General features: G+C 72.4%; 23 protein-coding genes. 13 read left to right on the top strand and 10 right to left on the bottom strand.

What is annotated here, in order from left to right; translation table 11 throughout:
* The coding region (locus tag ACWDSL_RS39395; protein WP_450492769.1) for an Hsp70 family protein at nucleotides 1–783 on the top strand (783 nt) is incomplete at its 5' end.
* On the top strand, nucleotides 780–1,544 hold the full coding sequence (locus tag ACWDSL_RS39400) for a YoaK family protein (RefSeq protein WP_450492770.1): 765 nt from the start codon (nucleotides 780–782) through the stop codon (nucleotides 1,542–1,544). The genes ACWDSL_RS39395 and ACWDSL_RS39400, both read left to right, overlap by 4 nt.
* Here the strand turns inward: ACWDSL_RS39400 and ACWDSL_RS39405 are convergent.
* On the bottom strand, nucleotides 1,535–2,725 hold the full coding sequence (locus tag ACWDSL_RS39405; RefSeq protein ID WP_450492771.1) for a CdaR family transcriptional regulator: 1,191 nt from the start codon (nucleotides 2,723–2,725) through the stop codon (nucleotides 1,535–1,537). The genes ACWDSL_RS39400 and ACWDSL_RS39405 overlap by 10 nt on opposite strands.
* 184 nt (nucleotides 2,726–2,909) lie before the next feature.
* Here ACWDSL_RS39405 and ACWDSL_RS39410 point away from each other — a divergent pair, with 184 nt between their 5' ends.
* Together ACWDSL_RS39410 and ACWDSL_RS39415 are read left to right on the top strand one after the other, a co-directional pair.
* Nucleotides 2,910–4,181 (top strand): VWA domain-containing protein, encoded by a 1,272-nt coding sequence (locus ACWDSL_RS39410; protein ID WP_450492772.1) that lies wholly within the window; start codon nucleotides 2,910–2,912, stop codon nucleotides 4,179–4,181.
* Complete coding sequence (locus ACWDSL_RS39415) at nucleotides 4,181–5,029, top strand: hypothetical protein (protein ID WP_450492773.1); 849 nt, start codon at nucleotides 4,181–4,183, stop codon at nucleotides 5,027–5,029. Before ACWDSL_RS39410 ends, ACWDSL_RS39415 begins: the two co-directional genes overlap by 1 nt.
* Before the next feature lie 160 nt (nucleotides 5,030–5,189).
* Here ACWDSL_RS39415 and ACWDSL_RS39420 read toward each other — a convergent pair whose 3' ends face one another.
* A complete protein-coding gene (locus ACWDSL_RS39420; RefSeq protein WP_450492774.1) occupies nucleotides 5,190–5,735 on the bottom strand; it encodes a DoxX family protein in 546 nt (181 codons plus the stop codon).
* A 203-nt stretch (nucleotides 5,736–5,938) separates the two neighbouring features.
* Nucleotides 5,939–6,418, bottom strand: coding sequence for a macro domain-containing protein (locus ACWDSL_RS39425; protein ID WP_450492775.1), 480 nt, complete (start codon nucleotides 6,416–6,418; stop codon nucleotides 5,939–5,941).
* A gap of 51 nt (nucleotides 6,419–6,469) precedes the next feature.
* On the opposite strand from ACWDSL_RS39425, the gene ACWDSL_RS39430 reads away from it, so the two are divergent.
* Nucleotides 6,470–6,892, top strand: a complete 423-nt coding sequence (locus tag ACWDSL_RS39430; protein ID WP_450492776.1) for a cytidine deaminase — start codon at nucleotides 6,470–6,472, stop codon at nucleotides 6,890–6,892.
* On the opposite strand, the gene ACWDSL_RS39435 is transcribed toward ACWDSL_RS39430, so the two are convergent.
* The 5 genes from ACWDSL_RS39435 to ACWDSL_RS39455 form a co-directional block, all read right to left on the bottom strand.
* Nucleotides 6,881–8,068 (bottom strand): anhydro-N-acetylmuramic acid kinase, encoded by a 1,188-nt coding sequence (locus tag ACWDSL_RS39435; protein WP_450492777.1) that lies wholly within the window; start codon nucleotides 8,066–8,068, stop codon nucleotides 6,881–6,883. The two genes, ACWDSL_RS39430 and ACWDSL_RS39435, sit on opposite strands and share 12 nt — an antisense overlap.
* Complete coding sequence (locus ACWDSL_RS39440) at nucleotides 8,065–9,420, bottom strand: MFS transporter (RefSeq protein ID WP_450492778.1); 1,356 nt, start codon at nucleotides 9,418–9,420, stop codon at nucleotides 8,065–8,067. The genes ACWDSL_RS39435 and ACWDSL_RS39440 overlap by 4 nt, the downstream gene beginning before the upstream one ends.
* Nucleotides 9,421–9,537: 117 nt before the next feature.
* A complete protein-coding gene (gene gndA, locus ACWDSL_RS39445) occupies nucleotides 9,538–10,995 on the bottom strand; it encodes an NADP-dependent phosphogluconate dehydrogenase (RefSeq protein WP_450492779.1) in 1,458 nt (485 codons plus the stop codon).
* A gap of 95 nt (nucleotides 10,996–11,090) precedes the next feature.
* Nucleotides 11,091–12,011 (bottom strand): AEC family transporter, encoded by a 921-nt coding sequence (locus ACWDSL_RS39450; RefSeq protein ID WP_450492780.1) that lies wholly within the window; start codon nucleotides 12,009–12,011, stop codon nucleotides 11,091–11,093.
* 68 nt (nucleotides 12,012–12,079) lie between these two features.
* Nucleotides 12,080–13,294 carry a pyridoxal phosphate-dependent aminotransferase gene (locus tag ACWDSL_RS39455; protein WP_385616633.1) on the bottom strand — a complete coding sequence of 405 codons (1,215 nt, stop codon included), beginning with the start codon at nucleotides 13,292–13,294 and terminating at the stop codon, nucleotides 12,080–12,082.
* A gap of 105 nt (nucleotides 13,295–13,399) precedes the next feature.
* Here ACWDSL_RS39455 and ACWDSL_RS39460 point away from each other — a divergent pair, with 105 nt between their 5' ends.
* The 4 genes from ACWDSL_RS39460 to ACWDSL_RS39475 all read left to right on the top strand — a co-directional run bounded on the left by ACWDSL_RS39460 (nucleotide 13,400) and on the right by ACWDSL_RS39475 (nucleotide 17,291).
* Entirely contained in the window at nucleotides 13,400–14,038 is a 639-nt protein-coding gene (locus ACWDSL_RS39460) for a winged helix-turn-helix transcriptional regulator (protein ID WP_450492781.1), read from the top strand.
* Between the two features lie 113 nt (nucleotides 14,039–14,151).
* The gene (locus tag ACWDSL_RS39465; RefSeq protein ID WP_450492782.1) at nucleotides 14,152–15,669 is read left to right on the top strand and encodes a PepSY-associated TM helix domain-containing protein; all 1,518 of its coding nucleotides are present in this window, start codon (nucleotides 14,152–14,154) and stop codon (nucleotides 15,667–15,669) included.
* A 106-nt stretch (nucleotides 15,670–15,775) separates the two neighbouring features.
* On the top strand, nucleotides 15,776–16,246 hold the full coding sequence (locus ACWDSL_RS39470) for a VOC family protein (protein ID WP_450492783.1): 471 nt from the start codon (nucleotides 15,776–15,778) through the stop codon (nucleotides 16,244–16,246).
* Nucleotides 16,247–16,568: 322 nt separating this feature from the next.
* Complete coding sequence (locus ACWDSL_RS39475; protein ID WP_450492784.1) at nucleotides 16,569–17,291, top strand: prephenate dehydrogenase; 723 nt, start codon at nucleotides 16,569–16,571, stop codon at nucleotides 17,289–17,291.
* A gap of 217 nt (nucleotides 17,292–17,508) precedes the next feature.
* Here the strand turns inward: ACWDSL_RS39475 and ACWDSL_RS39480 are convergent, their stop codons facing one another.
* A complete protein-coding gene (locus tag ACWDSL_RS39480; RefSeq protein ID WP_450492785.1) occupies nucleotides 17,509–18,627 on the bottom strand; it encodes an MGDG synthase family glycosyltransferase in 1,119 nt (372 codons plus the stop codon).
* Nucleotides 18,628–18,880: 253 nt separating this feature from the next.
* Here ACWDSL_RS39480 and ACWDSL_RS39485 point away from each other — a divergent pair, with 253 nt between their 5' ends.
* Genes ACWDSL_RS39485 through ACWDSL_RS39495 form a run of 3 tightly spaced genes read left to right on the top strand, consistent with a single transcriptional unit; the run spans nucleotide 18,881 to nucleotide 21,400 of the window.
* Nucleotides 18,881–19,699: an SDR family NAD(P)-dependent oxidoreductase gene (locus ACWDSL_RS39485; protein ID WP_450492786.1), complete on the top strand. Its 819-nt coding sequence runs from the start codon at nucleotides 18,881–18,883 to the stop codon at nucleotides 19,697–19,699.
* 4 nt (nucleotides 19,700–19,703) lie between these two features.
* Nucleotides 19,704–20,678 carry a DMT family transporter gene (locus tag ACWDSL_RS39490; RefSeq protein ID WP_450492787.1) on the top strand — a complete coding sequence of 325 codons (975 nt, stop codon included), beginning with the start codon at nucleotides 19,704–19,706 and terminating at the stop codon, nucleotides 20,676–20,678.
* Complete coding sequence (locus ACWDSL_RS39495; protein WP_450492788.1) at nucleotides 20,675–21,400, top strand: polysaccharide deacetylase family protein; 726 nt, start codon at nucleotides 20,675–20,677, stop codon at nucleotides 21,398–21,400. Before ACWDSL_RS39490 ends, ACWDSL_RS39495 begins: the two co-directional genes overlap by 4 nt.
* A 36-nt stretch (nucleotides 21,401–21,436) precedes the next feature.
* Here the strand turns inward: ACWDSL_RS39495 and ACWDSL_RS39500 are convergent, their stop codons facing one another.
* On the bottom strand, nucleotides 21,437–22,297 hold the full coding sequence (locus ACWDSL_RS39500) for an SMI1/KNR4 family protein (protein ID WP_450492789.1): 861 nt from the start codon (nucleotides 22,295–22,297) through the stop codon (nucleotides 21,437–21,439).
* A gap of 51 nt (nucleotides 22,298–22,348) precedes the next feature.
* On the opposite strand from ACWDSL_RS39500, the gene ACWDSL_RS39505 reads away from it, so the two are divergent.
* A partial coding sequence (locus ACWDSL_RS39505; protein ID WP_450492790.1) for a serine/threonine-protein kinase occupies nucleotides 22,349–23,206 on the top strand: 858 nt, incomplete at its 3' end.

The following is a 23,206-nucleotide window of genomic DNA, read 5'->3' on the forward strand; positions in this document are numbered from 1 at the left end:
AAGGGCGGCATCATGACCAAGCTGATCGAGCGCAACACGACCATTCCGACCAAGCGCTCGGAGATCTTCACCACGGCCGAGGACAACCAGCCGTCGGTGCAGATCCAGGTCTTCCAGGGCGAGCGCGAGATCGCGGCGTACAACAAGAAGCTCGGCATGTTCGAGCTGACCGGTCTGCCGCCGGCCCCGCGCGGTGTGCCGCAGATCGAGGTCGCGTTCGACATCGACGCCAACGGAATCATGCATGTGTCGGCGAAGGACCTCGGCACCGGCAGGGAACAGCGGATGACCGTGACCGGCGGCTCCGCGCTGCCGAAGGACGACATCGACCGGATGATGCGCGAGGCCGAGCGGTACGCGGAGGAGGACCGCCGCAAGCGCGAGGCGGCCGAGACCCGCAACCAGGCGGAATCCCTTGTCTACAACACCGAGAAGCTGCTCCGTGACCAGGCGGACAAGGTGCCGCAGGACGTGCGGCAGGAGACCGAGGCGGCCATCGCCGAGCTGAAGGAGACGCTGAAGGGCGAGGATTCCGGCCGGATCCGCGCGGCCACCGACAAGGCCGCCACGGCCGCGCAGAAGATCGGTACGGCCATGTATGCCCGGGCCGGGGCCCAGGGCGAGGCCGCCGGGCCGACCAGTGGCGCGGGTGGCGCGGGTGGCGACGGCGCGGGCTCGGAACACGGGGCCGACGACGACGTCGTCGAGGCGGAGATCGTCGACGAGGACGGGACCAAGGAGGACGGGACCAAGGGGGACGGGACCAAGGGGGACAGCGGATGAGCGACCCGCTGCCACCCCGGGACGGCGGCCCGGCGGGTCCGGCCGGCGGCTTAGCCGGCCGGCGTGGCGGACGTGGCCGGGTCGAGCCGGGCGGCGGTGCCCTGACGGCCGCCGTGGCGCTGACCGTGGCCACCGGTTCGATGGACGCCATCGCCTTTCTCGCGCTCGGTGAAGTGTTCACCAGCGTGATGACCGCGAACCTCTCGCTGCTCGGCATGTCGGCGGGGACCCGCGACCCCGCGCTCGCCGGCCACGCCGCCGTCGCGGTCGGCGGCTATGTCCTGGGCTCGCTGGTCAGCGGGCGGATCGTCAGGGGGCCCGACAAGAGGCGGCTGGCCCACCGGGCGCTCGGTGTGGAAGTGCTCGCGCTCGGCGTGCTGTGGGCGCTGTGGGCCGCCGCCGACGGCCACCTCGACGGAGGGTGGCGGCAGGGGCTGCTGGCGCTGGCCGCCGTGGCCATGGGAGGGCAGAGCGCGTTGGTGCGCGCCGTCGCGCCGTCCGGGGTCTCCACCACGTACTTCACCGGCATGCTGACCAGCCTGCTGGCCGACCTCGTCGCCACCGGCCGGGTGCACGGGTCCAGCGTGGCGCTGCTGTCCGCCCTGGTCGCCGGGGCGGTCGGGGGAGGGGTGCTGCTGACCCTGGCGCCGTGGGCCGCGCCCGGGCTGCCGACGGGGCTGGTCGCCGCCGTCTGGCTGGGCTTCCTGGTGGGCCGAGCGCGCAGAGGGCGGAGAGCCGGGGGAGTGGCGCGTCAGGGCTGAGTGTCGAGCTGGTCGGCCAGACAGGCCAGGTACAGGGCGAGCGTGGTGCGGTGGTCGCGCAGCGGGCGGCCGCTGATCTGCTCGATCTTGTTCATACGGTAGACGAGGGTGTTGCGGTGGATGTGCAGCGCCGAGGAGGCGCGAACCAAGTTGAAGCCGTTCTCGCACCAGGCCACCACGGTGTCCCGGAGCACCGGCCAGTCCGGCTGCTCGCGCAGGTCCGCGGCGGTGAGCGCCAGCAGCCGGGTGCGGGTGTGCTGGCCGGTGGCCGCGAGCAACTGATGGGCGCGCAGATCGGAGACGAGGTGCACCGGTAACTCGGGCGCGACCCGGGACCCCAGGCGCAGTGCGTCGCACGCGTCCTGGTACGAGTCGTGCAGACCGCCGACCGAGGTGGCCGGCTCCCCGATGCCGACCCGGGCATCGAGGCCGTGCTGGACACCCACGAGATCCGCCAGTCGCTGACAGGCTGTCATCACCCGGCTGGCGGACCGCTGTTCCGGCAGCCGGTGCAGCACCCCGATCCACCCCGGTGCCGCCCCCGCGACCACGTCCTGCGGATCGGCGAACACCTCCCGTACGGTGCGCAGCAGCTCCGAGCGGACCAGCGAGGTGTCCGGCACGGGTGGCCCGGCGCGGTGGCGGGCGCCGCTCGTCCCGCCGGACGCGGACACCTCGACGACCACCGCGATCCGGCGCAGCCGCAGATCGAAGCCCACCTCGGCGGCGCGGAAGACGACGAAGTCCGGTTCGACGACCGCGGCGTCGTACGTGGCGACATCCGCCAGCAGATCCTCCAGCACCCGCTCCCTGACCACCCGTGAGCGCAGGACGGCTGATTCGCGCAGTAATATCTCCGTCTGCCGCTTGACCACCAGACCGAAGCGCCGCACCTGGGCGGGCGTACCCGTGATGCCGACCGTGCCCACCGCGTGTCCGTCCATGACCAGCGGCAGTGTCACCCCGGCGCGCACCCCCTTGAGCTCCTGCGCCTGGGTGGCGGTGTGGATGGCGGCCTCCTGGGTGCGCATCACCTCCACGGAGGCCTCGTGGAAGGTGCCGACGCGGCTGCTGTCACCGCTGCCGATGACGACGCCCTCGCTGTCGGTGATGAGGACGTTCAAACCGATGACCGCGGAGGTGTCCCCGGCGATCTCCTGGGCGAGTGAGGGGCTGAGCACGAACTGGATCCTCCGGCCGGTTGGGCTGGACGCACCGTACAGCGCCATGGCCCCGGTTCGCCACACATTCATACGGAGTGACCAATGACCGTGCGGATCCGCCACCGCGACGGTTCCGGAGACGGCGAGCCGCCGCACACCACCCGCTTTGGAGCAGTCATATGAAGCTCCATAAGATGCCGCGGTGATCATAAAGAAACGCCTGGCGACAGGCGCCTTCGGGCTGCTCGCGGCCGTGGTGTGCGGCGTGTTGTCCCCCGCCGCGGCCGTCGCCGACGACGAACCGGCCCGTGAGTCCCCCAAAGTCGAACTGGTTCTGGACGTCAGCGGCTCGATGCGCGCCCGCGACGTCGACGGCATGTCCCGCATGGCCGCGGCCAAGCAGGCGTTCAACGAGGTGATCGACGCCGTCCCCGACGAGGTGCGGCTCGGCATACGCACCCTCGGCGCCACCTACCCCGGCCAGGACCGCAAGACCGGCTGCCTGGACAGCAAACAGCTCTACCCCGTCGGCCGGGTGGACCGCACCGAGGCCAAGACCGCCGTCGCCACGCTGCGCCCCACCGGCTGGACACCCATCGGACTCGCCCTGCGCGGCGCCTCCAAGGACCTCGCGGGTGGCGACGCCACCCGCCGGATCGTGCTCATCACCGACGGCGAGGACTCCTGCGGGCAGCCCGACCCATGCGATGTGGCGCGGGAACTGGCCGCCCAGGGGACCCATCTGGTCGTCGACACGCTCGGGCTGACCCTGGACAGCAAGGTCCGGGACCAGCTCAGCTGCATCGCCGAGGCCACCGGTGGCACCTACACCGCGGTCCAGCACACCGACCAGCTGTCCACCCGTATCAAGCAGCTGGTACGGCGCGCCGCGGACACCCCGGTCCAGACCCCGACCGCGGTAGCGGGCGCCGAGGCGTGCGCCAAGGCTCCGGTTCTCGGCGCCGGCCTCTACAACGACCGGGAGGGCTTCGGCGAGCACCGCTGGTACCGGGTGAAGGTCGCCCCGGGCCAGGAGCTGCGGGCCTCGGCGACCGTGGGCGCCGACCGCGCCGTCGACCCGGACTACGGCGTACTGGTGCGGGCGGTGAACGAACGTGGCCGTGAGCTGGTGCGCGGCAGCGAGGCGGGCAGTGGCCGCACCGATGTCCTCTCGACCGGGCTGCGCTATCCGGTGGCCGAGGGCCGAGACGTGGAGGACAGTACGCCGCGCACGATCTGCCTCGAGGTGAGCCAGTCGTTCTCCGCGCCTGCCTCCGTCAAGCGCACCCCCGGACTCCCCGTCGAACTGGCCGTGAACATCGTCGACGCCGGCGACCCGCCCGGTGACGTGGCCGCCTTCGGCCTCGGCCGCGGCTGGGTGCTGCTGGCCGTGCTCACCGTCACCGGGCTGCTGGTGGGCCTGGTGTGGGGCTGGCTGGCCCGTATACGCGTCACCGTCTGGAGGAGCAACTGATGCGTGCCCTACATACCGCGGGCGCCGCGTTCGCACTCTGCGCCGCCCTGCTCGCCACCGCCCCCGTGGCGGTTGCCGACGCGTCCCCGAGCGCGACTGCGGACACGGACGGGGGCGACGAACCCACCGAGGCGGGCACCGGCTTCCGGACCGCCACGGCGATCGAGCAGGGGCAGACCGCCACCGCCTCGGCGTCGGTCGGCGACTACCTGTACTGGGTGTTCCCCGCGGCGGCCGGGCAGGTCCCCACCGTCAAGGCCACCGTCAAGCTCCCCGAGGCACAGAGTCGGCACGGCAGGACCACCTGGCAGCTCGACGTCTACGACGGGCTGCGCCGCCGCCAGGCCTGCACCTCGGGCAGCCAGACCGCGACCGCGACCCAGCAGGACGCCTCCGTCGACCTCAGCTGTCAGCTGCGCCGGGTGCGGCCCTGGTCGGAGAAATGGGCCAACGATCCGCTGCCGGGGTCGTACTACGTCCGTCTGACGGTCGTGAACCTGCCGGAACAGGACCTCGGACTGTCCTTCACCACCGAGATCACCGCCTCCACCCGGGACGTCGGCGGCAAGCACGCGGAGGGCGGCGAGCTCTCCCCGCTGACCCCGGCCGTGCGGGCCGGGGCGACCCAGGCGCCGGATGCCGAGCCGAGCTCGGACGCGTCCGAGTCGTCCGCCGAGGACACCTCGACGCACACCGCGGCCGAGCCGAACGGCGGTTGGGGGTCGGGCTGGTGGTCGGACCGCTGGGTGTGGACCGTGATCGGCGGCGCCCTGGGCGCGCTCGCGGGCGTGGGCGGCTACACGCTCACCCGTGGCCGCGGCTTCCGCCGCCCACCGGCCGCCGAGTGAGCAGCGCTGATTCGGCCACTGGCACTGGCACTGACACTGTCACTGGTGAAACGCCCACTGGCTGAACGGCACGCACCGCCCCTCGCCCCGGCGAGCGGGCGGTGCGCGCTGACCGGGCGCCGCCGTAGGCATACGTCACCGTGCGCGCATGGGGCGGGCGTCAGTCGCGGATCCCGATCGTGATCGCCGCAAGGACGGCCGCGATCAGCAGCGTCACCACCCCGTAGATCACATGGTGGGAGCGCAGTCCGGGGATCACGGAGTCCACGGCGATCCGGCCCGGCCCGCTCAGCGCGAGCCCCGCCGCCCCCACACCGATGAGCAGGGGGAACTCAAAGCCCCCGAAGAACCCCAACGGCCATACGACATTCACCGCGTTGGCCATCGTGCCCGCCACCGCGGCGCCCGCGAGCGGTGTGAGCAGGCCCACGGCCAGCGCCAGGCCGCCGAAGGTCTCCGTGATACCGGCCACCACCGCCATGAACTTGGGCGCGGGATAGCCGAACTTCTCGAACAGGCGACTCGTGTTCTCGATCCCCAGGCCGCCCCACCAGCCGAACAGATGCTGCGAGCCCCGCGCGGCGACGGTCAGTCCGACCCCCAGGCGCATCACCAGCAGTCCCACATCGTGGGCGACCAGTACGTGGCCCAGGGAGCGCGGTGCGGACGAGCGGTGTTGGGCAGGGGTGGGATCGTAGGCAGACATGGCGGCCTCGTCTGATCGAAATGCGAAACGCAGAGAACGCAGAGAACGCAGATCACTCAGGCCACTCAGCCCGAGCAGACAGGCGAACCGGATCCGGCAACGCGCCTCAGTTCAAATATGCCCCCGATGGCGGAAGCCCTCAACTCGGAGGATGCCAGTGGTCGCGGCCCGTCAGCCGCCGTGTCGGTCAGTCGCCGTGTCCGTCAGTCGCCGTGGTCATAGACGGTGACCGGGATTCCGCGCGCCACCAACCGCTCGGATATCAGCGGCTCGATCCGCCCCCAGCGCCCACCGGCCAGCCCACACCCGATGCGCGGCATATGGACCGAGGCCCCCAGCTCGGCGGCCTTCGCCGCGACCTCGCCCAGCGCCGCGCCGATCGCCTCGTACCGCACCGGCACCCCCTTGCTGCCCGGGCGCATCCCGCGCTGGCCGACCATATTGGCCACCCACACATACCGGCTCACCTGCACGAACTGGACCGCGCCCAGCCCGAAGTCATTGCGCGCCCGCTCGCGGTGCCAGCGCCGGTAGGCCGCCTCCGGCTCCGGCCAGCGCCGGGAGACGGCCAGCACAAAACCCTTGCCCCAGCCGCCCAGGTCATTGCAGACATGGGCGATGATCTTCTTCCCTTTCCCCTGCGGCGCGGTGGCGTCCCCGCGCACATACTCGATCGCTGCCATAATCCGCACCCTACGGTCCGGCACCGACAGTCCCTTGCGAGAGCGGAGAAGATGACCACGCAGCCCCCCACCGCCGACGAGGAGCTCATCCAGGCCGCGGCCCATGTCGCGCGGAGGTACTGCCGGGGCGACGACCACACCATGGCCGCCGCCGCGCGCGCCGCCGACGGCCGCATCGTCACGGCGGTCAACGCCTACCACTTCACCGGCGGCCCCTGCGCGGAGCTGGTGGCCGTCGGGGCCGCGGCGGCCCAGGGCGCCTATGAGCTGGTCAGGATGGTCGCGGTCGGCGACCGGGAGCGCGGGGTGGTCCCGCCGTGCGGACGCTGCCGCCAGTTCCTGTTCGACTACTTCCCCACGCTCGAAGTCATCGTCGGGACAGTGGACCACCCGCGCACCGTGCCCGTCGCCGAGCTGCTCCCCGTCGCCTACGTCTGGGCGGACCACCAGTCCGACGAGGACTCACAGCGGTGAGATCTCCAGCCGGGACGGCGCGGCTCGGCCTGCGGCAGTGGCTTCCGGCGGCAGGCGCAGTCCGTGGCGGCCCGGGGTGATCGAACCGAGCACGCTGGGGTGGCGGGCGCCGGTGCAGGCCGGCACCGTGCCGGCCAGCCCATGGGCGGTCAGAAAGCCGAGGACGGCGAAGGCGTACGCCTCCTTGGCGGCCGAGGGGAGCCCCAGCTCGTCCGAGGTGCGCAGCGGAACGCCCCCCAGCGCCCGGCGCAGGGCGGCCAGCAGGGTGGGGTTGCGGGTGCCGCCACCCGAGGCGATCACCTCGCCGGCCCCGGCGGAGCGCACCGCGTCCGCCACGGTGGCGGCGGTGAGCTCGGTGACGGTGGCGACCACATCGTCGGCGGGCAGCGGGCCCAGGCCCGCGAGCGCGGCCTGGAGATAGGGCAGGTGGAAGAGCTCCTTCCCGGTCGTCTTGGGGGCGGGCCGCGCGTAGTACGGCTCGGCCAGCAGCCGGTCCAGCAGCGGGCCGTGCACCGTGCCGCGCGCCGCCATCGCGCCGTCCTCGTCGTAGTCGAACCGGCCGCCCGTCAGCCGGCGCACCGCCGCGTCGATGAGCGCGTTGCCCGGCCCGGTGTCGTACGCGAGGGGTTCCCCGCCGCCGTCCGGCACCACGGTGACATTGGCGATGCCACCGAGGTTCAGCGCCACGCACCCGCCGGGCCGTCCACGTAGCCACAGCGTGTCGACGACGCTCACCAAGGGCGCCCCCTGCCCGCCCGCCGCGATATCGCGGCCGCGCAGATCGGAGACGACGGGGCGGCCGGTGGCCTCGGCGATCCACGCGGGCTGCCCCAGCTGCAGCGTGCCGTACGCCCGGCCGTCCGCCACCCAGTGGTAGACGGTCTGCCCGTGCGAGCTGATGAGCTCGGCCCGCCCGTCGCACAGCTCCCGGTCGGCCCGGACGGCGAGGGCGGCGAACGCCTGACCGATACGGGTGTCGAGCTCGCACACGGCCCCCATGGTCGTCGGCGCCGGTGGCAGCGCGGCGCTCAGCGCCTCGCGCAACTCCTCCTCGTACGGGGCGCTGACCATGCCCAGCGGGGTCAGCACCAGCCGGTCGCCGTCGAGGGTCAGATCGGCGGCCGCGGCGTCGATGGCGTCGTACGAGGTGCCCGACATCAGCCCGATCACCCTCATCGGCCGACCTTGCGCCCTTCGCGCAGCGGGCCGCGGTGGTCGTCCCCGCGCAGGGTGAGCAGCGCCAGGAGACTGATGGCACAGGTCGCCGTGGTGTAGTACGCGGGGATGTCCACCTCGCCCGTCCGCTCGATGGTCTTGGTGATGATGAGCCCGGCGCAGCCGGAGAACACGGCGTTCGACAGCGCGTACGCCAGGCCGAGCCCGGTGTAGCGGACCCGGGTCGGGAACATCTCGGCCAGCATGGCCGGCCCGGGGCCGGCCATCAGCCCGACCGCGGCCCCGGCGGTGAACACCGCCACCCCCTTGACCAGGTTCGAACGGTCCGTGTCCTGCAACAGGTTCAGCAGCGGGATCGCCGAGACGGTCACCAGCGCCGCCCCGGACAGCATCACCGGCCGTCTGCCGATCCGGTCGCTGAGCCACCCGGCCGGGATGATGGAGGCGGCGAAGCCCAGATTGGCCACCACGGTCGCGATCAGCGCCTGCCGGAAGCTGGCGCCCAATGTGCTCTGGAGATACGACGGCAGGACGACGAGGAAGGTGTAACCGGCCGCGGCCCAGCCCATGATGCGCCCGGCGCCCAGGACGATGGCCCGCGCCACCTCGGCCGCCGGCGGCGTCGGCAGTGGCGGCGCCGCGCCACCGAACTGCTTATCGGTGCCCCCGGCGCCCCGGAAGGCAGGGGTCTCCTCGAGCCGCAGCCGCAGCCACAAAGCGCCCAGGCCCATCGGCAGCGTCAGTACGAAGGGCAGCCGCCAGCCCCAGTCGTTCAGCGCCTGCTCGCTCAACACCGTGGCCAGCAGCGCGGCCACCCCGGCCCCGCCCAGCAGGCCCAGCGCCACGGTGAAGGACTGCCACGCCCCGTACAGCCCGCGCCGCCCGTCGGGAGCGAACTCCGTCATGATCGAGACCGCCCCGCCGAACTCACCGCCCGCGGAGAGACCCTGCAGCACCCTCAGAAAGGTGAGCAGCCACGGCGCGGCCGCGCCCACCGTGTCGTACGTGGGGAGCAGCCCGATCAGCGTGGTGGCCGCGGTCATCAGCAGCACCACGAGGATCAGGACGGGGCGACGGCCGATCCGGTCCCCGAGCCGGCCGAAGACGGCTGCGCCGATCGGCCGGAAGAAGAAGGCGAGCGCGAAGGACGCATAGGTCTTGACCAGGCCCTCGAGGTCGTTTCCTCCTTCGGGGGTGAAGAAGTTCGCGGCGATGACCGTCGCGAAGTAGCCGTAGACGCCGAACTCGTACCACTCGATGAAGTTGCCCACCGACCCCGCCACCAGGGCGCGGCGCGTCGGGCGGACGGCCTCCCCGGTGGCCCGGGGCGGATCCGGGATGGATACGGTCACCTGTGTTCCCTCCAGCCGTCACGGTCCTCGCACGGTCAGAAGCCGGTTTCCGTTCCTGATTCCCCGTTTCCCGGTTCTCCACCGGGGCGCCGCCGATCCCTATCGCACCCCAGGTCGTTACTTCCGGGTTTCGCTCCGGTCGCCGGACCACTCGGTGTGGAAGACGCCCTCGCGGTCGGTGCGCAGATAGGTGTGGGCGCCGAAGAAGTCCCGCAGCCCCTGGATGAGGGCGGCGGGCAGCCGGTCGGCGCGCAGCGCGTCGTAGTAGGCGAGCGCGGAGGAGAACCCGGGCGTGGGGATCCCCTGCTGGGCGGCGGTGGTCACCACGGCCCGCCATGCGTCCTGCGCCTCGCCGAGCTGACGGGCGAACCGCTCGTCGGCGAGCAGCGTGGGCAGCGCGGGGTCGGCCGCGTACGCGCTGCGGATCTCGTCCAGGAACCCGGCCCGGATGATGCAGCCGCCGCGCCAGATCTTGGCCACCGAGCCCAGGTCGATGTCCCAGCCGAACTGGTCCGCCGCGGCCTGGATCATGTTCCAGCCCTGGGCGTACGAGACGATCTTCGACGCGTACAGGGCCTGCTCGACCCGGTCGACCAGCCCGTCGGCGTCCGCCCCGGTCAGGGCGGGCCCCTGCGGCCCCGACAACTGCCGGGCGGCGGCGCGCAGCTCGGTGTGGCCGGACAGCGAGCGTGCGAAGACGGCCTCGGCGATACCGGGGACCGGCGCGCCCACGTCGAGCGCGATCTGCACGGTCCAGCGGCCGGTGCCCTTCTGCTCGGCGGCGTCGGCGACGATGTCGACGAACGGTTTGCCGGTCGCCTGGTCGGTGTGGGCAAGGACCTCTGCGGTGATCTCGATGAGGTAGGAGTTCAGCATGCCGGTGTTCCAGCGGCGGAAGATCTCCGCGAGTTGCGCGGGGGTCTGTCCCGCCGCGCGCCGCAGCAGGTCGTACGCCTCGGCGATCAGCTGCATATCGGCGTACTCGATGCCGTTGTGCACCATCTTGACGAAGTGTCCGGCGCCGTCCGCGCCGATATGGGTGCAGCACGGCTCGCCGTCGACATGCGCGCTGATCTTCTCCAGCATCGGACCGAGCGCGGCATAAGCCTCCGCCGACCCGCCGGGCATGATGGACGGCCCGTGCAGCGCGCCCTCCTCGCCGCCGGAGATGCCCGTCCCGACGAAGTGGATGCCGCGCTCGCGCAGCGCGGCCTCGCGGCGGCGGGTGTCCTGGAAGTGGGCGTTGCCGCCGTCGATGACGATGTCCCCGGGGTCGAGCAGCGGTACGAACTCGTCGATCACCGCGTCCGTCGGCTCACCCGCCTTCACCATCACCACCAGCCGCCGGGGCCGCTCCAGCGAGGCCACGAAGTCCGCGGGCTTCTCGGCCGGTACGAACGAGCCCTCGTGTCCGAACTCCTCGATCAGGGAGCGGGTGCGGGTGGGGGTGCGGTTGTGCACCGCGACGGTGTAGCCGTTCCGGGCGAAGTTGCGGGCGAGGTTGCTGCCCATGACGGCGAGCCCGGTGACTCCGATGGAGGCAGACGCTGACGTGGCTGACGCGGAGGGTGCCATTGCTGTTCCTCGATTCCTGGCGGCGGTCCGAGCGACATCGACGGTAGCCGGGCCGCCGGGTGTGCGCAGTGCGACACTCACATCCGGCACATCGCTCAGCCGAGCAGCGCCGCCACCGTGAGCAGCACCGGGGCCGCCAGTAACGTCGACAGCAGGATCGACTCGCGGGCCAGCCTCGTCGCGGTCTGGTACCGCACGGCGTACGTGAAGAGGTTCTGCGCCGACGGGAGCGCCGAGGTGACGACGGCGGCGAACAGCGCGGCGCCGCCAAGACCGAACACCCCGGCCGCGATGGCCCACGCCACCACCGGCTGTGCGAAGGACTTGAGCGCCACCGACAGCAGCACCGGGCCGCGGTCCTCGCCGCGCCCGGGCAGCGCGCTGCCGGGCAGCGAGAGGCCGAACGCCAGCAGCACACCGGGCACCGCCATCCCGCCCAGCATCGAGACCGGCTCCATGACCGGCCCGGGGATCCGCCAGCCGGCCGCGGCCACCACCACACCGGACAGGGAGCCGACGACGATGGGGTTGCGCACCGGCGTGGTGAGCTGCCGCAGCAGCGACGTCCGGCCCTCGCTGCGGCTCAGGTCGATGACCGTCAGGGCGATCGGGGACACGACGAGTTGCTGGAAGAGCAGGACCGGCGCGATCAGGGAGGCGTCCCCGAGGACGTACATGGCGACGGGGATGCCCAGGTTTCCGGCGTTGACATAGCTGGCGCACAGCGCGCCGATCGTCGTCCGGCCGACGCTCCAGCGGCGTACGGCGCCGACGGCGATGAACGTCCCCGCGACGACGAAGGTACTCAGCGCGGTGACGAGCATCGGGACCGACAGCAGAACGGAGAGGTTGGCCCGGGAGAGCGTGGAGAACAGCAGCGCGGGGCTGGCGACCTGGAAGGCGACCGCGGTGAGCACATCGCGCCCGTGCTCGCCCAGCGAGCCGCGGCGCCCCAGGACGTAACCGGTGACGACGATGCTCGCGATGACACCGAAACCCGAGATCACCCCGCCCATAAGCATGCACCTTACAAGCGGTTGCCCGCCGGTGGTGCACTCCGCCTGTCGCGGTCAGGCCCTCGTGGTCACGACTGCCGGTATCCGCCGAGGAACCGTCCGATCCTGCTGATGGCCGACTCGAGGTCGTCGACGTGCGGGAGGGTGAGGATGCGGAAGTGGTCGGGGCGCGGCCAGTTGAAGCCGGTGCCCTGCACCACCTGGATCTTCTCGCGCAACAGCAGGTCCAGAACGAACCGCTCGTCGTCGTGGATCCGGTGGACGCCGAGGTCGATACGCGGAAACGCGTACAGCGCGCCCTTGGGCTTGACGCAGGACACTCCGGGGATCTCGTTGAGCTTCTCCCATGCGCGGTCGCGCTGTTCGTGCAGCCGTCCGCCGGGCAGTACGAGGTCTTCGATGGACTGCCGGCCGCCGAGGGCCGCCTGGATGGCGAACTGCGCGGGGGTGTTGGGGCACAGCCGCATCGAGGCCAGCATGGTCAGCCCCTCCAGGTAGTTCCTGGCGTGCTGCCGGGGGCCGGACACGACCACCCAGCCGGACCTGAACCCGGCCACCCGGTAGGCCTTGGACAGACCGCTGAAGGTCAGGCACACCAGGTCGGGGGCGAGGACGGCGGGGCTGTGGTGGACCTCCCCGTCGTAGAGGATCTTGTCGTAGATCTCGTCGGAGAAGACCATCAGATGGTGGCGGCGCGCCAGGTCGAGGATGCCCTCCATGATCTCGCGCGGATAGACGGCCCCGGTGGGGTTGTTCGGGCTGATGATCACCACGGCCTTCGTACGGTCGGTGATCTTCGACGCCATGTCGTCGAGGTCCGGGTACCAGTCGGCGGACTCGTCGCACACATAGTGCACGGGTTTGCCGCCCGCCAGGGCGGTGACCGCCGTCCACAGCGGGAAGTCGGGCGCCGGGATGAGGATTTCGTCCCCGTCCTCGACCAGGGCCTGGACGGCCATCGACACCAGCTCGGAGACGCCGTTGCCCAGGAAGACGTCGTCCACGCCGAGGTCGTCCAGGCCACGCTGCTGGTAGTGCTGGACCACGGCCCGGCGGGCGGGGAGGATGCCGCGCGAATCGCTGTAGCCGTGGGCCTGCGGCAGCATCCGGATCATGTCCTGAAGGATTTCCTCCGGGGCCTCGAACCCGAACGCCGCCGGATTGCCCGTGTTGAGGCGCAGCACGCTGTGTCCGGCCTCCTCCAGCGCGTTGGCGTGCTCGATCACCGGCCCGCGGATCTCGTAGCAGACCTCGCTGAGCTTGTTCGACTGCCGGAACTCCATGTGGTGCCCTCCCGGTTCTCATCCGCCTCATCAGTCGACGACGGCTTACTTTGTTCTACCAAGGCGCCACTTGGAAAGTCCAACTAAATCGCTAGACTGGGGCGCATGCCACGCCGAAGCTATGACCAGTACTGCGCGATCGCGCGGGCCCTCGATGCCGTCGGTGACCGGTGGACGCTGCTGATCGCGCGGGAGTTGCTGGCCGGCCCCCGCAGATACACCGACCTCCACACCGACCTGCCCGGGGTCAGCACGGACATGCTCGCCACCCGGCTGAAGGACATGGAGCGTGACGGCGTACTCGCCCGCCGGAAGCTGCCGCCGCCGGCGTCGGTCTCCGTCTACGAACTCACCCCGCACGGCCGCGCGCTGCTGCCCGTCCTGACCGCCCTCGCCGCCTGGGGCGCGCCCGCGCTGGCCGAGCGGCAGCCCACCGACGCCATCCGGGCCCACTGGTTCGCCCTGCCGCTGCTCCACCGGCTCGGGCACCTCGCGGCGGGACATGAAGGGGTCGTCGATGTGGTGCTGGAGGAGGGCGGCTTCCATCTGGTGTTCGGCGCGGCCGAGCCGTCGTACGGGGACGGGCCGGCCGAGCGCGCGGACACCCGGCTCGTCGTGGACGCCGACACCTGCGTCGCCCTCGCCCAGGGCACACTCACGGTCGCCGACGGCATCGCCGCCGGAGCCATCGAACTGACCGGAGCGGGCCCGCTCGCCGACGCGCTGCGCGGCGCCGGTTCCTGACGGCGTATGACACGTATCACACACCCGGCCCGGAACTTGACGGCATCCGGATCCGACGACTGATGCGGTGCGGCCACCGCCGTACCGCGTAGTCCAGCGAACGGGAGCCGTCCATGCCCGACCGAACGACCGCCGTCACCACGGACGACGGCTCGCCGACCACGGCTGCGGGGGCCGCGGGGGCCGCGGGGCCGCCCCCCGCGGCCGACACCCGTCCCCCAGGGCGGTCGGGGCGCAAGTGGTGGACGTCCTTGCGTCCGCTGGTGCTGCGGCTGCACTTCTACGCGGGCGTAGTCGTCGCCCCGTTCCTGCTGGTCGCGGCGGTGACCGGGCTGCTGTACGCGGCGTCCTTCGAGGCCGAGAAGATCGTCTACGACCATGAGCTGCGCGTCCCCGTCGGCGAGCGCGAACTCCCCGTCTCCCGGCAGGTCGACGCGGCCCGCGCCGCCCACCCCGAGGGGAGCATCAGCGCGGTGCGGCCCTCCCCGGAGGCGGGCGCCACGACCCGGGTGCTGCTCTCCGGCGTCAAGGGTGTCGACCCGGATCACACGCTCGCCGTCTTCGTCGACCCGTACACCGGGAAGGTACGCGGCGCACTGGAGCAGTACGGCTCCACCGGCGCACTGCCCCTGCGCACCTGGATCGACGAGCTCCACCGGGATCTGCACCTCGGCGAGACCGGCCGTCTCTACAGCGAGTTCGCCGCCAGCTGGCTGTGGGTGATCACCGGTGGCGGGTTGGTGCTGTGGCTCGCCCGCCGGCGTACCAAGCGCAGGCTACGCGCCATCGCCCTGCCCGACCGCGCCGCCACCGGCCGCCGGCGGACCATGTCCTTCCATGGGGCGGTTGGTGTGTGGGCCGCGGTGGGCCTGTTCTTCCTGTCGGCGACGGGCCTGACCTGGTCCACCTACGCCGGTGCGAGTATCGAGGACCTGCGCTCCGCGATCGGCCAGACCACCCCGTCGGTCTCGGCCACGCTGGACGGGCGGGAGCGGGCCGGTGGCGGGCAGGCCGGTGGAGAGCACGCCGGCCACGGCTCCATGCCCGGCATGGACATGGGCGGTGAAGACCCGTCGTCCACCCGCGATGTGGGCATCGACACCGTACTGAAGGCCGCCCGGGCCGAGGGGCTGAGCAACCCGGTGGAGATCGTGCCGCCCGCCGACGCGGACACCGCCTATGTGGTGCGGCAGATCCAGCGCAGCTGGCCGGAGAAACAGGACTCCGTCGCCGTCGACCCGGCCACCGGCGAGGTCACCGACGTACTGCGGTTCGAGGACTACCCGGTGCTGGCCAAACTCACCCGATGGGGTGTCGACGCGCACACCGGAAACCTCTTCGGCCTGGTCAACCAGATCGCGCTGGGTGCACTCGCGCTCGCGCTGATCTTCCTGATCCTGTGGGGCTACCGCATGTGGTGGCAGCGCGGCAGCGCCTCCGCGTTCGGCCGCCCCGTACCGCGTGGCGGCTGGCAACAGGTGCCGCCGTACGTCCTGGTGCCGCTGGCCGCGGCCGTCGCCGTGCTCGGCTACTTCGTCCCGCTGCTCGGCATCCCGCTCGCCGCCTTCTGGGCCCTGGACATCGTCCTGGGCGAGCTCGCCCACCGGCGTGGCCTGCGTACCTACCGATGAGGTCCGCCATTTTTCTTCCTGTTGCCTCCTGACCGATGAGTTCTCGCGGCCCGGCCGGTCTTAACACACACAGGTACCGGACCCCAGTCGGCAAGGAGAGCCCACCATGCAAAAGATCACGACGTTCCTGTGGTTCGACGACCAGGCCGAGGAGGCGGCCCGCCACTACACGTCCGTCTTCGACGACTCCCGGGTGGTGGACATCCAGCGCTACGGGGAGGCGGGGCCGGGGGAGCCGGGCTCGGTCATGACCGTCACCTTCGAGCTCGCCGGGCAGAGGTTCATCGCACTCAACGGCGGCCCCCACTTCACCTTCACCGAGGCCATCTCGCTCTCCGTCGACTGTGCGACGCAGGGCGAGGTGGACGAGCTGTGGGCGCGGCTCGGCGACGGTGGGGAAGAGGGGCCGTGTGGCTGGCTGAAGGACAAGTACGGGCTGTCGTGGCAGATCGTGCCGAGCAAGCTGACCGAGCTGATGAGCGACCCCGACCCGGCCAAGTCGGCGCGTGTCACCAAGGCCATGCTCGGCATGAAGAAGATCGACATCCAGGGCTTGGTGGACGCCTACGAGCAGTGATCCGAGCAGTATCCCGCCACGTGGGCCGCCACGTGGATATGGCCGCCGTCCCACGGCGGCCATATTCATGTGGCGGCCACATCCGCGTGGCAGCCACATTCGTATCGCCAACCGGTGTTCCATTGGGCCCGGTTGCACCTCTACGCTCGGCCTTGAGGGGATTCTGACACTCAGTCGGACATTCACACGCGTGGATACGCATGTGTTCGAAGTGGTGCGCAAGTGGATTCGATGGTGTTGTGTGGCGGTGTGGAGGGCACCGTACACATCTGAACACCAGGCATAATCGCAGCTGCGATGGGCGTAGAAAGGGTACGAAGTGATGGTGAACGCATTGAGTGCGGACAACAGTGTGGGATCGACGATCGAGGCGCTGGAGGCAGAGCGCCCGCGACTTGAGGAACAGCAGGAGGCTCTCAAGAAGGATTTGGAATCCGTCACCAAGCGACTGGAGGCGGTCAGCGGCGCGCTGAACAGCCTTCAAGCGCTCTCCAGCCTGCCGGTACCGCAGCAGGCGCCGGAGGACCCGGTGGCCGAAACCGCGCCGCCGGCTGCGGAGCCGGTGGCCGAAGAAACCGAGGCCACGGCGGCCGAGCCCGCCTCCGAGGCGGCACCGGAACCGGCCGCTGAGCCGGCCCCCGCCGCCGGGGCCACCGCCACTGCCACGCGGAAGGCCGCCATTGGCCGTCAGCGCAGCAAGGGCAAGGCCAAGGCCCCCGCCACCGCACGGACTTCGAAGACCGCGGCGAAGAAGGCCACGGCCACCAAGAAGACGGCCAAGAAGGCCGCCGCGGCGCCCAAGACCGCGGCGCCCAAGGCTGCGGCGCCGAAGACCGAGCCGGCGGCTGAGCGCTCCGGCGGGCTCTCGGACAACGTGCTGGCCGCACTGCGCAAGGCGGACCGCCCGCTGCGGGCCGCGGAGGTCAACGAGGCCCTGGGACGCGACGAGACGCGGACGAACGTCAACTCCGTGCGTAACACTTTGGAGCGACTCCGCAAGGCGGACCGGGCCAAGAGCGCCGGGCGCGGCCTGTACGAGGCCTGACCGAGGCCCAGGAGGTCGGCGCCTGACGGGCGGGCACATCTCGCCCATCCACCGCCCGACAGGCGCCTCCTCGAAGCACCTCTGAGAACACCGGCCCGTCTTTGACGCACCTGCGAGAAACGGGCCCGCTCGACGCACCTCTGAGAACACGGGCCCCTCCCTGGTGCACCTCTGAGAACACCGGCCCGCTCCTCGGCACGCGCCTGAGGAAGCCGGCCTAATCGCCCGCCGCACCGTGGGCCGCTCCGGCCACCCGGCCGACCTCGGCCAGACAGGCCGCCGCGTCGCCGGTGAACAGGCGGCGCCCCGCGGCGATACGGCGGTCGCGCGCCGCGCCGGGCGCGGTGAGCGTGTCGAGCAGCCGTACGAGTTCCCCCGCGTCCCGCGCGTGGTCGCTCACGCCCAGCGCCGCCATGTGGCGGACACCCTCAAGACCATGGCCCGGGATGGGGCGATAGCCGACCACGGGCACCCCGGCGGCCAGTGCCTCCAGGGCGGTCTGCCCGGCGGCGTTGTCCACCACGGCCCGCGACGCGGCCAACAGACCGGGCAGGTCCGGCTCCCAGCCGATGGCCCACACCTCCGGCGATCGCGACAGCTCGCGGCGCAGCCGTTCGTTGCGGCCGCACAGCACCAACGGCAGATACCCCGCCGAGGCCAGCAGCCGCGACGTGGCGGCCAGGCGGCTGCCGGTCCCCCACGCACCCGCCGTCAGCACCACCGGAAGCTTCCCGGACGCGCGGGCCGCGAAGCGGCACCGCCAGTCGGCCGCCCCCGGGGCGGGGGCGAAGAAGCGCCCGGCCACCACCGGACCAGTGGCCACCGCGGGCCGGCCCACGGCCCGCCGCACGGTGTCGGCCGCCTCAGCGGTGACGCACAGATGCAGATCGTTGCCCGGGTGCAGCCACTGCCGGTGCACCGCGAAGTCGGTGACGACGACGGCGCTGGGCACCGGCAGCGCCCCGCCCGCGCGGAGCCGGCCGGTGAGCTGGGCGGCGAGATGGAAGACGGGGACGACCACATCCGGCCGCCACCGCTCGACCAGGTCCAGCAGTCGGCGTTCGGCCAGTGCCGCCAGCGGGGCGCTGCCCGGCCGCGGGCCGGGGCCCGGGCGGAAGAACGCGGCGTAGATTCCCGCGTAGAGGACGGGGAGGTGGCGGATCGCCGCGCGGTATCCGGAGCGCAGCCCCGGGCCGATCGCGGCGGGCAGCAGCGCGAGGACATCGGTCCGGTCCACCCGGTGTCCCCGGGCGGTGAGGCGCCGCGCCAGCTCTCCGGCCACCGCGTCGTGACCGGAGCCCATGCTGGCGCTCACCACGAGGAAACGCCGGCTCACCGGCGCTCCCGGGGCGGGCGCCCGGCGCGCTGGGCATCGGGTGGCGGATACGACGGAAACATCATCACCTCCGCTGGTGTGCACGGCTGACGTGTGGCAGGTGCGGGTGGTGTGGCATCGCGTGTCTGCGTGCGTGGTGCGTGGTGCGTGGTGCGTGGTGGAGCTGGACGTGGCTAACTGGAGGTAACCGTTCCGCGTGTCGCCAAACCATACGGCGGCCGCGCGCCCCGGCCGGCCGTCACAGGGAGTCGCCATGACCCGCCCCCTCCCGGACACAGGAACCCACCGTGGACCGGCCTGGGACGCGGAGAGCCCCGCTGCCGCGTGGCGCGGCGTCGCGCTGGTGACCGGCGCGTCCTCGGGCATCGGCGCCGCCGTCGCGGACCGGTTGGCCGCCGAGGGCGGCTGGCGGCTGCTGATCAGCGGCCGCCACCAGGAGCGGCTGGACCGCGTGGCGGCCCGGACCTCGGCCACCGCCCTCCCCGCCGACCTGGCCACCGAGGAGGGAAGCGGCCACCTGGTCCGGGAGGCCTTCCACGTGGCCGGGCGGATCGACCTGCTCGTTGCCGGGGCGGGGGTCGGCTGGGCCGGGCCGTTCGGCTCGATGCCGCCCGCTGCCATCGACCAGGTGATCTCCGTCGACCTGCTCGCCGCCGTACGCCTCGCACGCCTGGTGCTGCCGCACATGCTGGCCGAACGGCGCGGCCATATCGTGCTCATCGGATCGGTCGCGGGCAGCGTGGGCGTCAAGGGCGAGGCGGTCTACTCCGCCGCCAAGGCGGCGCTCGGCACCTTCGCCGACGCCCTCCGGTACGAGCTGCACGGGTCCGGCGTACGGGTCAGCCATGTCGTTCCGGGCGTGGTGGACACCCCGTTCTTCGCCCGCCGCGGCACCCCGTACACCCGCCGCCGGCCCCGCCCGCTGCCCCCGGCCGCGGTCGCCGACGCGGTCTGGGACGCCGTCGCACGAGGCCGCGACGAGGTCTACGTACCCGCCTGGCTGCGCCTGCCCGCGCTGGTCCGCAGCGCGGCCCCGGCGCTGTACCGCCGACTGGCGTCCCGTTTCGGGTGACGCGGTGCACGACGCGCTGACGGTCCTGCTGGCGTTGTTGTCCGCCCTGGCCAACGGCGCGGCGTCGGTGCTGCAGCGACGCGCCGCGATGGAGCAGGAACAGGAGCAGGAACAAGAGCAGGAGCCGGAACCGGAACAGCGGGCGGGTCGGCGGGCCGGGCAGGCCCTGCTCCGGCTGGCCCGGCTGCTGCGACGCCCGTTCTGGCTGGCCGGCGCGGCGGCGATGGTGGTGTCGGCGGTGGCCCAGGTGGGCGCGCTCGCGGTCGGGCGGCTCTCCGTCGTGCAGCCACTGCTGGTGACCGAACTGCTGTTCACCCTGGTGGTCGGCAGCCTGGTCTTCCGCCACCGCCCGGACGGCCGGACATGGCTGGCGTTTGTGACGCTCGCCGCCGGGCTGGCGATCTTCCTCGTGGCCGCCGACCCCTCGCACGGCCAGGGCACCGCGAAGAACGGCCGCTGGCTCCCGGTGGGGCTGCTGGCGGCGCTCGCCGTGGGTGTCCTGACCGCGGTGGCCCGCGCACTGCGCGGCCCCGCCCGCGCCGCCGTCCTGGGCTGCGCCACCGCGGCGTGTTTCGCCTGCACCGCGGCGCTGATCAAGGAGTTCACGGGCCGGTTCTCCGGCGGTGTGGCCGCCGTGTTCACCAGCTGGCCGCTCTACGCGGTGTGCGGCGTCGGGCTGCTGAGCTTCCTGCTGCTGCAGAGCACCCTGCGGGCCGGCACCCTCGCGGCGTCGCAACCCGCGCTCACCCTCGGCGACGCGCTGATGAGCATCGTGCTGGGCTGGGTGCTGTTCGGCGAGCGCATCGCCCTGGGGCCGCGCATCGTGCCCGAGGCGATCGGCGTCGCCCTGATGGCGGCCGGCATCGTCGGCCTGTCCCACTCACCCGCCGTCGCCGACGGCTGGGACACGGCCACCCGATCGACCCCCGAGCGCCCTGCCCGCACGGTGCGCCGGACCGAAAGCGGCGGCGCGTCGTGACCCTGCCCCCGGCTGCGGCCACGGCTACCGCGGCCTTGGCGGTGGCCGCACACATCGGACCCGCCGGCACGTGGCTGCCGGGGGTGCGGCGTGCCCTCTTCCCCGCCCTGGCCGGTCGCGGGCGGCCGGACCACATCGCACTCACCTTCGACGACGGGCCCGACCCCGGGTCCACCCCGCAGTTCCTCGACGCCCTCGACGAGCTCGCCGTACGGGCCACGTTCTTCGTCCTCGGCGACAGCGTTCTGCGCCATCCGCGGACCGCGTACGAAATCTCCCGCCGTGGCCATGAGCTCGCCGTCCACGGCTGGGCGCACAGCCGCCCATGGCTGCCCACGGTCGCCCGGGACCTGCGCGAGGTCGAGGGCGCCGTCCGCGTCGTGCGGCGGGCCACGGGCGCGGTGCCGCGGTGGTACCGGCCGCCGTACGGGGTGCTGACCGGTGGCCGGGTGCTGGCCGCCGCGCGGGCCGGGCTCAGGCCCGTGCTGTGGACGGCGTGGGGCCGCGACTGGACCGCACGGGCGACGCCGTCCTCGGTGCTCGCCACCGTGTGCCGCGATCTGCGTGGTGGCGGCACGGTGCTGCTTCACGACTCCGACCGGGCGGCCGAGCCCGGCTGCTGGCGGGCGGCACTCGGCGCGCTGCCCGCCCTCGTCCGCGTATGCCGGGACGAGGGCTGGGCGGTGGGCCCGCTCGCCGACCACGGGATCGGGGGCGGCTGAGTGGCGCCACTGTCACCGGACGGGCCAGACAGGGGCTCACGGCAAGGGCCGCCAGACGACCGTGCCGTGCACGGTCGACAACCCCAGCACCTCGCACCCCATCAACCTCGCCGCGCCCAGCACGGCCAGCCGCGCCCGTTCGCTGTCCTCGGGAGGGAACGCCACCCGGATCTGATGGCCGTACGCCGTCTCGTACGTCACTTCCCAGCCACCCTCGACGGTGGCGAAATGATCCTGCCGCAGACCGTCGTACTCGGACACGAAGCCGCCCCGGCCGGCGGTCGGCGCCAGCGCCTCGCGCAGCAGACGCAGCCGCTCCGGGTAGGGCCGTTCGCCCGCTGCCAGCCTGACGTACACATGGGCCAGCTCGCGCGCGGAGTCGAACCACGGAGTCAGGTCACGGTGGCCGGCCGGCATGGCCTCCGAGACGATCCGCCCGGTGATCCACCCCGCCAGGAAGTCGGCGGCGCCGGGCCCGTACTCCTCGTAGTCGTCGTCACGCGACCACACCACAATCGGCCACTCGTCCGGCGGCCCCGCGGTGCGCCAGCACAGATGGTGTCCGCTGCCGGTCACCGCCCACGCGATCAGCCCGCCCGGCTCGGGGAAGAGCGGATAGGGGAAGTTCTCGGGGAACATCTCCCGCATGCCGTCGTAGTCCTCGAGCAGATCCGCCGCGAGCCGGACCGGATTGTCCTCGCCGAACGGTGTGCGCAGGCAGATGTGATCGCAGAACTCGCCCCGCCCGTACGTCTCGACGAGCGCCTTGAAGTCTGTGGGCAGCCGCACGCCCAGCGCGGCCTCGGCCGCCTCCCAGTCGCCGTGGCCGTCCACGGCCTCGGCCGGTGGCGGTACGCGGCGGACGAGTTCGGACAGCGGGGCGTGCGGAAAGATCACGGGCACAGCGTAGACGCCGGTCCGGGGCGTCTACGATCGCGCTTCGTGGCCATGACCGAGAACCCGACAGTCGCCCCGCTCGCCGACGACGACCCGATGCGGCTCGGGCCCTACCGGCTGCTCGGCGTGGTCGGCGCGGGCGGTATGGGAAAGGTCTACCTGGGGGTGGACGCGGCGGGCCGGACCGCCGCCGTGAAGGCGCTGCGGGCCACGGACGACGTGGCTCCCGGGATGCTGGACCGCTTCCGGCGGGAGGCCGAGGTGGCGCGGTCGGTGCGCGGGTCCGGGGTGGCGGCGGTCCTCGGGCACGGGATGTGGGGCGAACGGCCCTGGCTCGCCTCGGAATTCCTGCCGGGGCTGACACTGACCCGTGCCGTGGACCGGTTCGGGCCGTTCGCGGAGGCGGACGTACGGGCGCTGGGCGCGGCGCTGGCCGGAACACTGGCGGAGATCCACGCGGCCGGGCTGGTGCACCGGGACCTGAAGCCGTCGAACGTGGTGCTCACCCGTGGCGGCCCGTACATCATCGACTTCGGCATCGCCCGGCCCGAGCACGGAATGACCCTCACCGGCGCCGGTTCGGCCCCCGCCACGCCCGGCTTCTCCGCCCCCGAGCAGGCGCTCGGCCGGCGTACCGGGCCACCCGGCGATGTCTTCGCGCTCGGCGCCGTGCTCGCGTTCGCCGCCATCGGGCGGCTGCCGTTCGGCGACGGTCACCCGGCGGCCGTCCAGTTCCGCACCGTTCATGAGGAGCCGGACCTGGAGGGCGTACCGCGGGCCCTGCTGGGGGTGGTGACCGACTGCTTGGCCAAGGAGCCCGCACAGCGCCCCGAACCGCGCGAGGTGGCGCGGCGGTTGCGCACGGAACGGGGCGGAGAGCCGGGCACGGCGCGCCGTACGGGGTGGCTC

Source organism: Streptomyces sp. NPDC000941 (assembly GCF_053599555.1).

What these genes read in the sequence shown, in the direction of transcription:
- ACWDSL_RS39400 (WP_450492770.1), top strand. Translation starts at nt 780, where the DNA reads ATGAGCGACCCGCTGCCACCCCGGGACGGCGGCCCGGCGGGTCCGGCC.
- ACWDSL_RS39415 (WP_450492773.1), top strand. Translation starts at nt 4,181, where the DNA reads ATGCGTGCCCTACATACCGCGGGCGCCGCGTTCGCACTCTGCGCCGCC.
- ACWDSL_RS39420 (WP_450492774.1), bottom strand. Translation starts at nt 5,735, where the DNA reads ATGTCTGCCTACGATCCCACCCCTGCCCAACACCGCTCGTCCGCACCG.
- ACWDSL_RS39425 (WP_450492775.1), bottom strand. Translation starts at nt 6,418, where the DNA reads ATGGCAGCGATCGAGTATGTGCGCGGGGACGCCACCGCGCCGCAGGGG.
- ACWDSL_RS39430 (WP_450492776.1), top strand. Translation starts at nt 6,470, where the DNA reads ATGACCACGCAGCCCCCCACCGCCGACGAGGAGCTCATCCAGGCCGCG.
- ACWDSL_RS39435 (WP_450492777.1), bottom strand. Translation starts at nt 8,068, where the DNA reads ATGAGGGTGATCGGGCTGATGTCGGGCACCTCGTACGACGCCATCGAC.
- gndA (WP_450492779.1), bottom strand. Translation starts at nt 10,995, where the DNA reads ATGGCACCCTCCGCGTCAGCCACGTCAGCGTCTGCCTCCATCGGAGTC.
- ACWDSL_RS39450 (WP_450492780.1), bottom strand. Translation starts at nt 12,011, where the DNA reads ATGGGCGGGGTGATCTCGGGTTTCGGTGTCATCGCGAGCATCGTCGTC.
- ACWDSL_RS39455 (WP_385616633.1), bottom strand. Translation starts at nt 13,294, where the DNA reads ATGGAGTTCCGGCAGTCGAACAAGCTCAGCGAGGTCTGCTACGAGATC.
- ACWDSL_RS39460 (WP_450492781.1), top strand. Translation starts at nt 13,400, where the DNA reads ATGCCACGCCGAAGCTATGACCAGTACTGCGCGATCGCGCGGGCCCTC.
- ACWDSL_RS39465 (WP_450492782.1), top strand. Translation starts at nt 14,152, where the DNA reads ATGCCCGACCGAACGACCGCCGTCACCACGGACGACGGCTCGCCGACC.
- ACWDSL_RS39470 (WP_450492783.1), top strand. Translation starts at nt 15,776, where the DNA reads ATGCAAAAGATCACGACGTTCCTGTGGTTCGACGACCAGGCCGAGGAG.
- ACWDSL_RS39475 (WP_450492784.1), top strand. Translation starts at nt 16,569, where the DNA reads ATGGTGAACGCATTGAGTGCGGACAACAGTGTGGGATCGACGATCGAG.
- ACWDSL_RS39485 (WP_450492786.1), top strand. Translation starts at nt 18,881, where the DNA reads ATGACCCGCCCCCTCCCGGACACAGGAACCCACCGTGGACCGGCCTGG.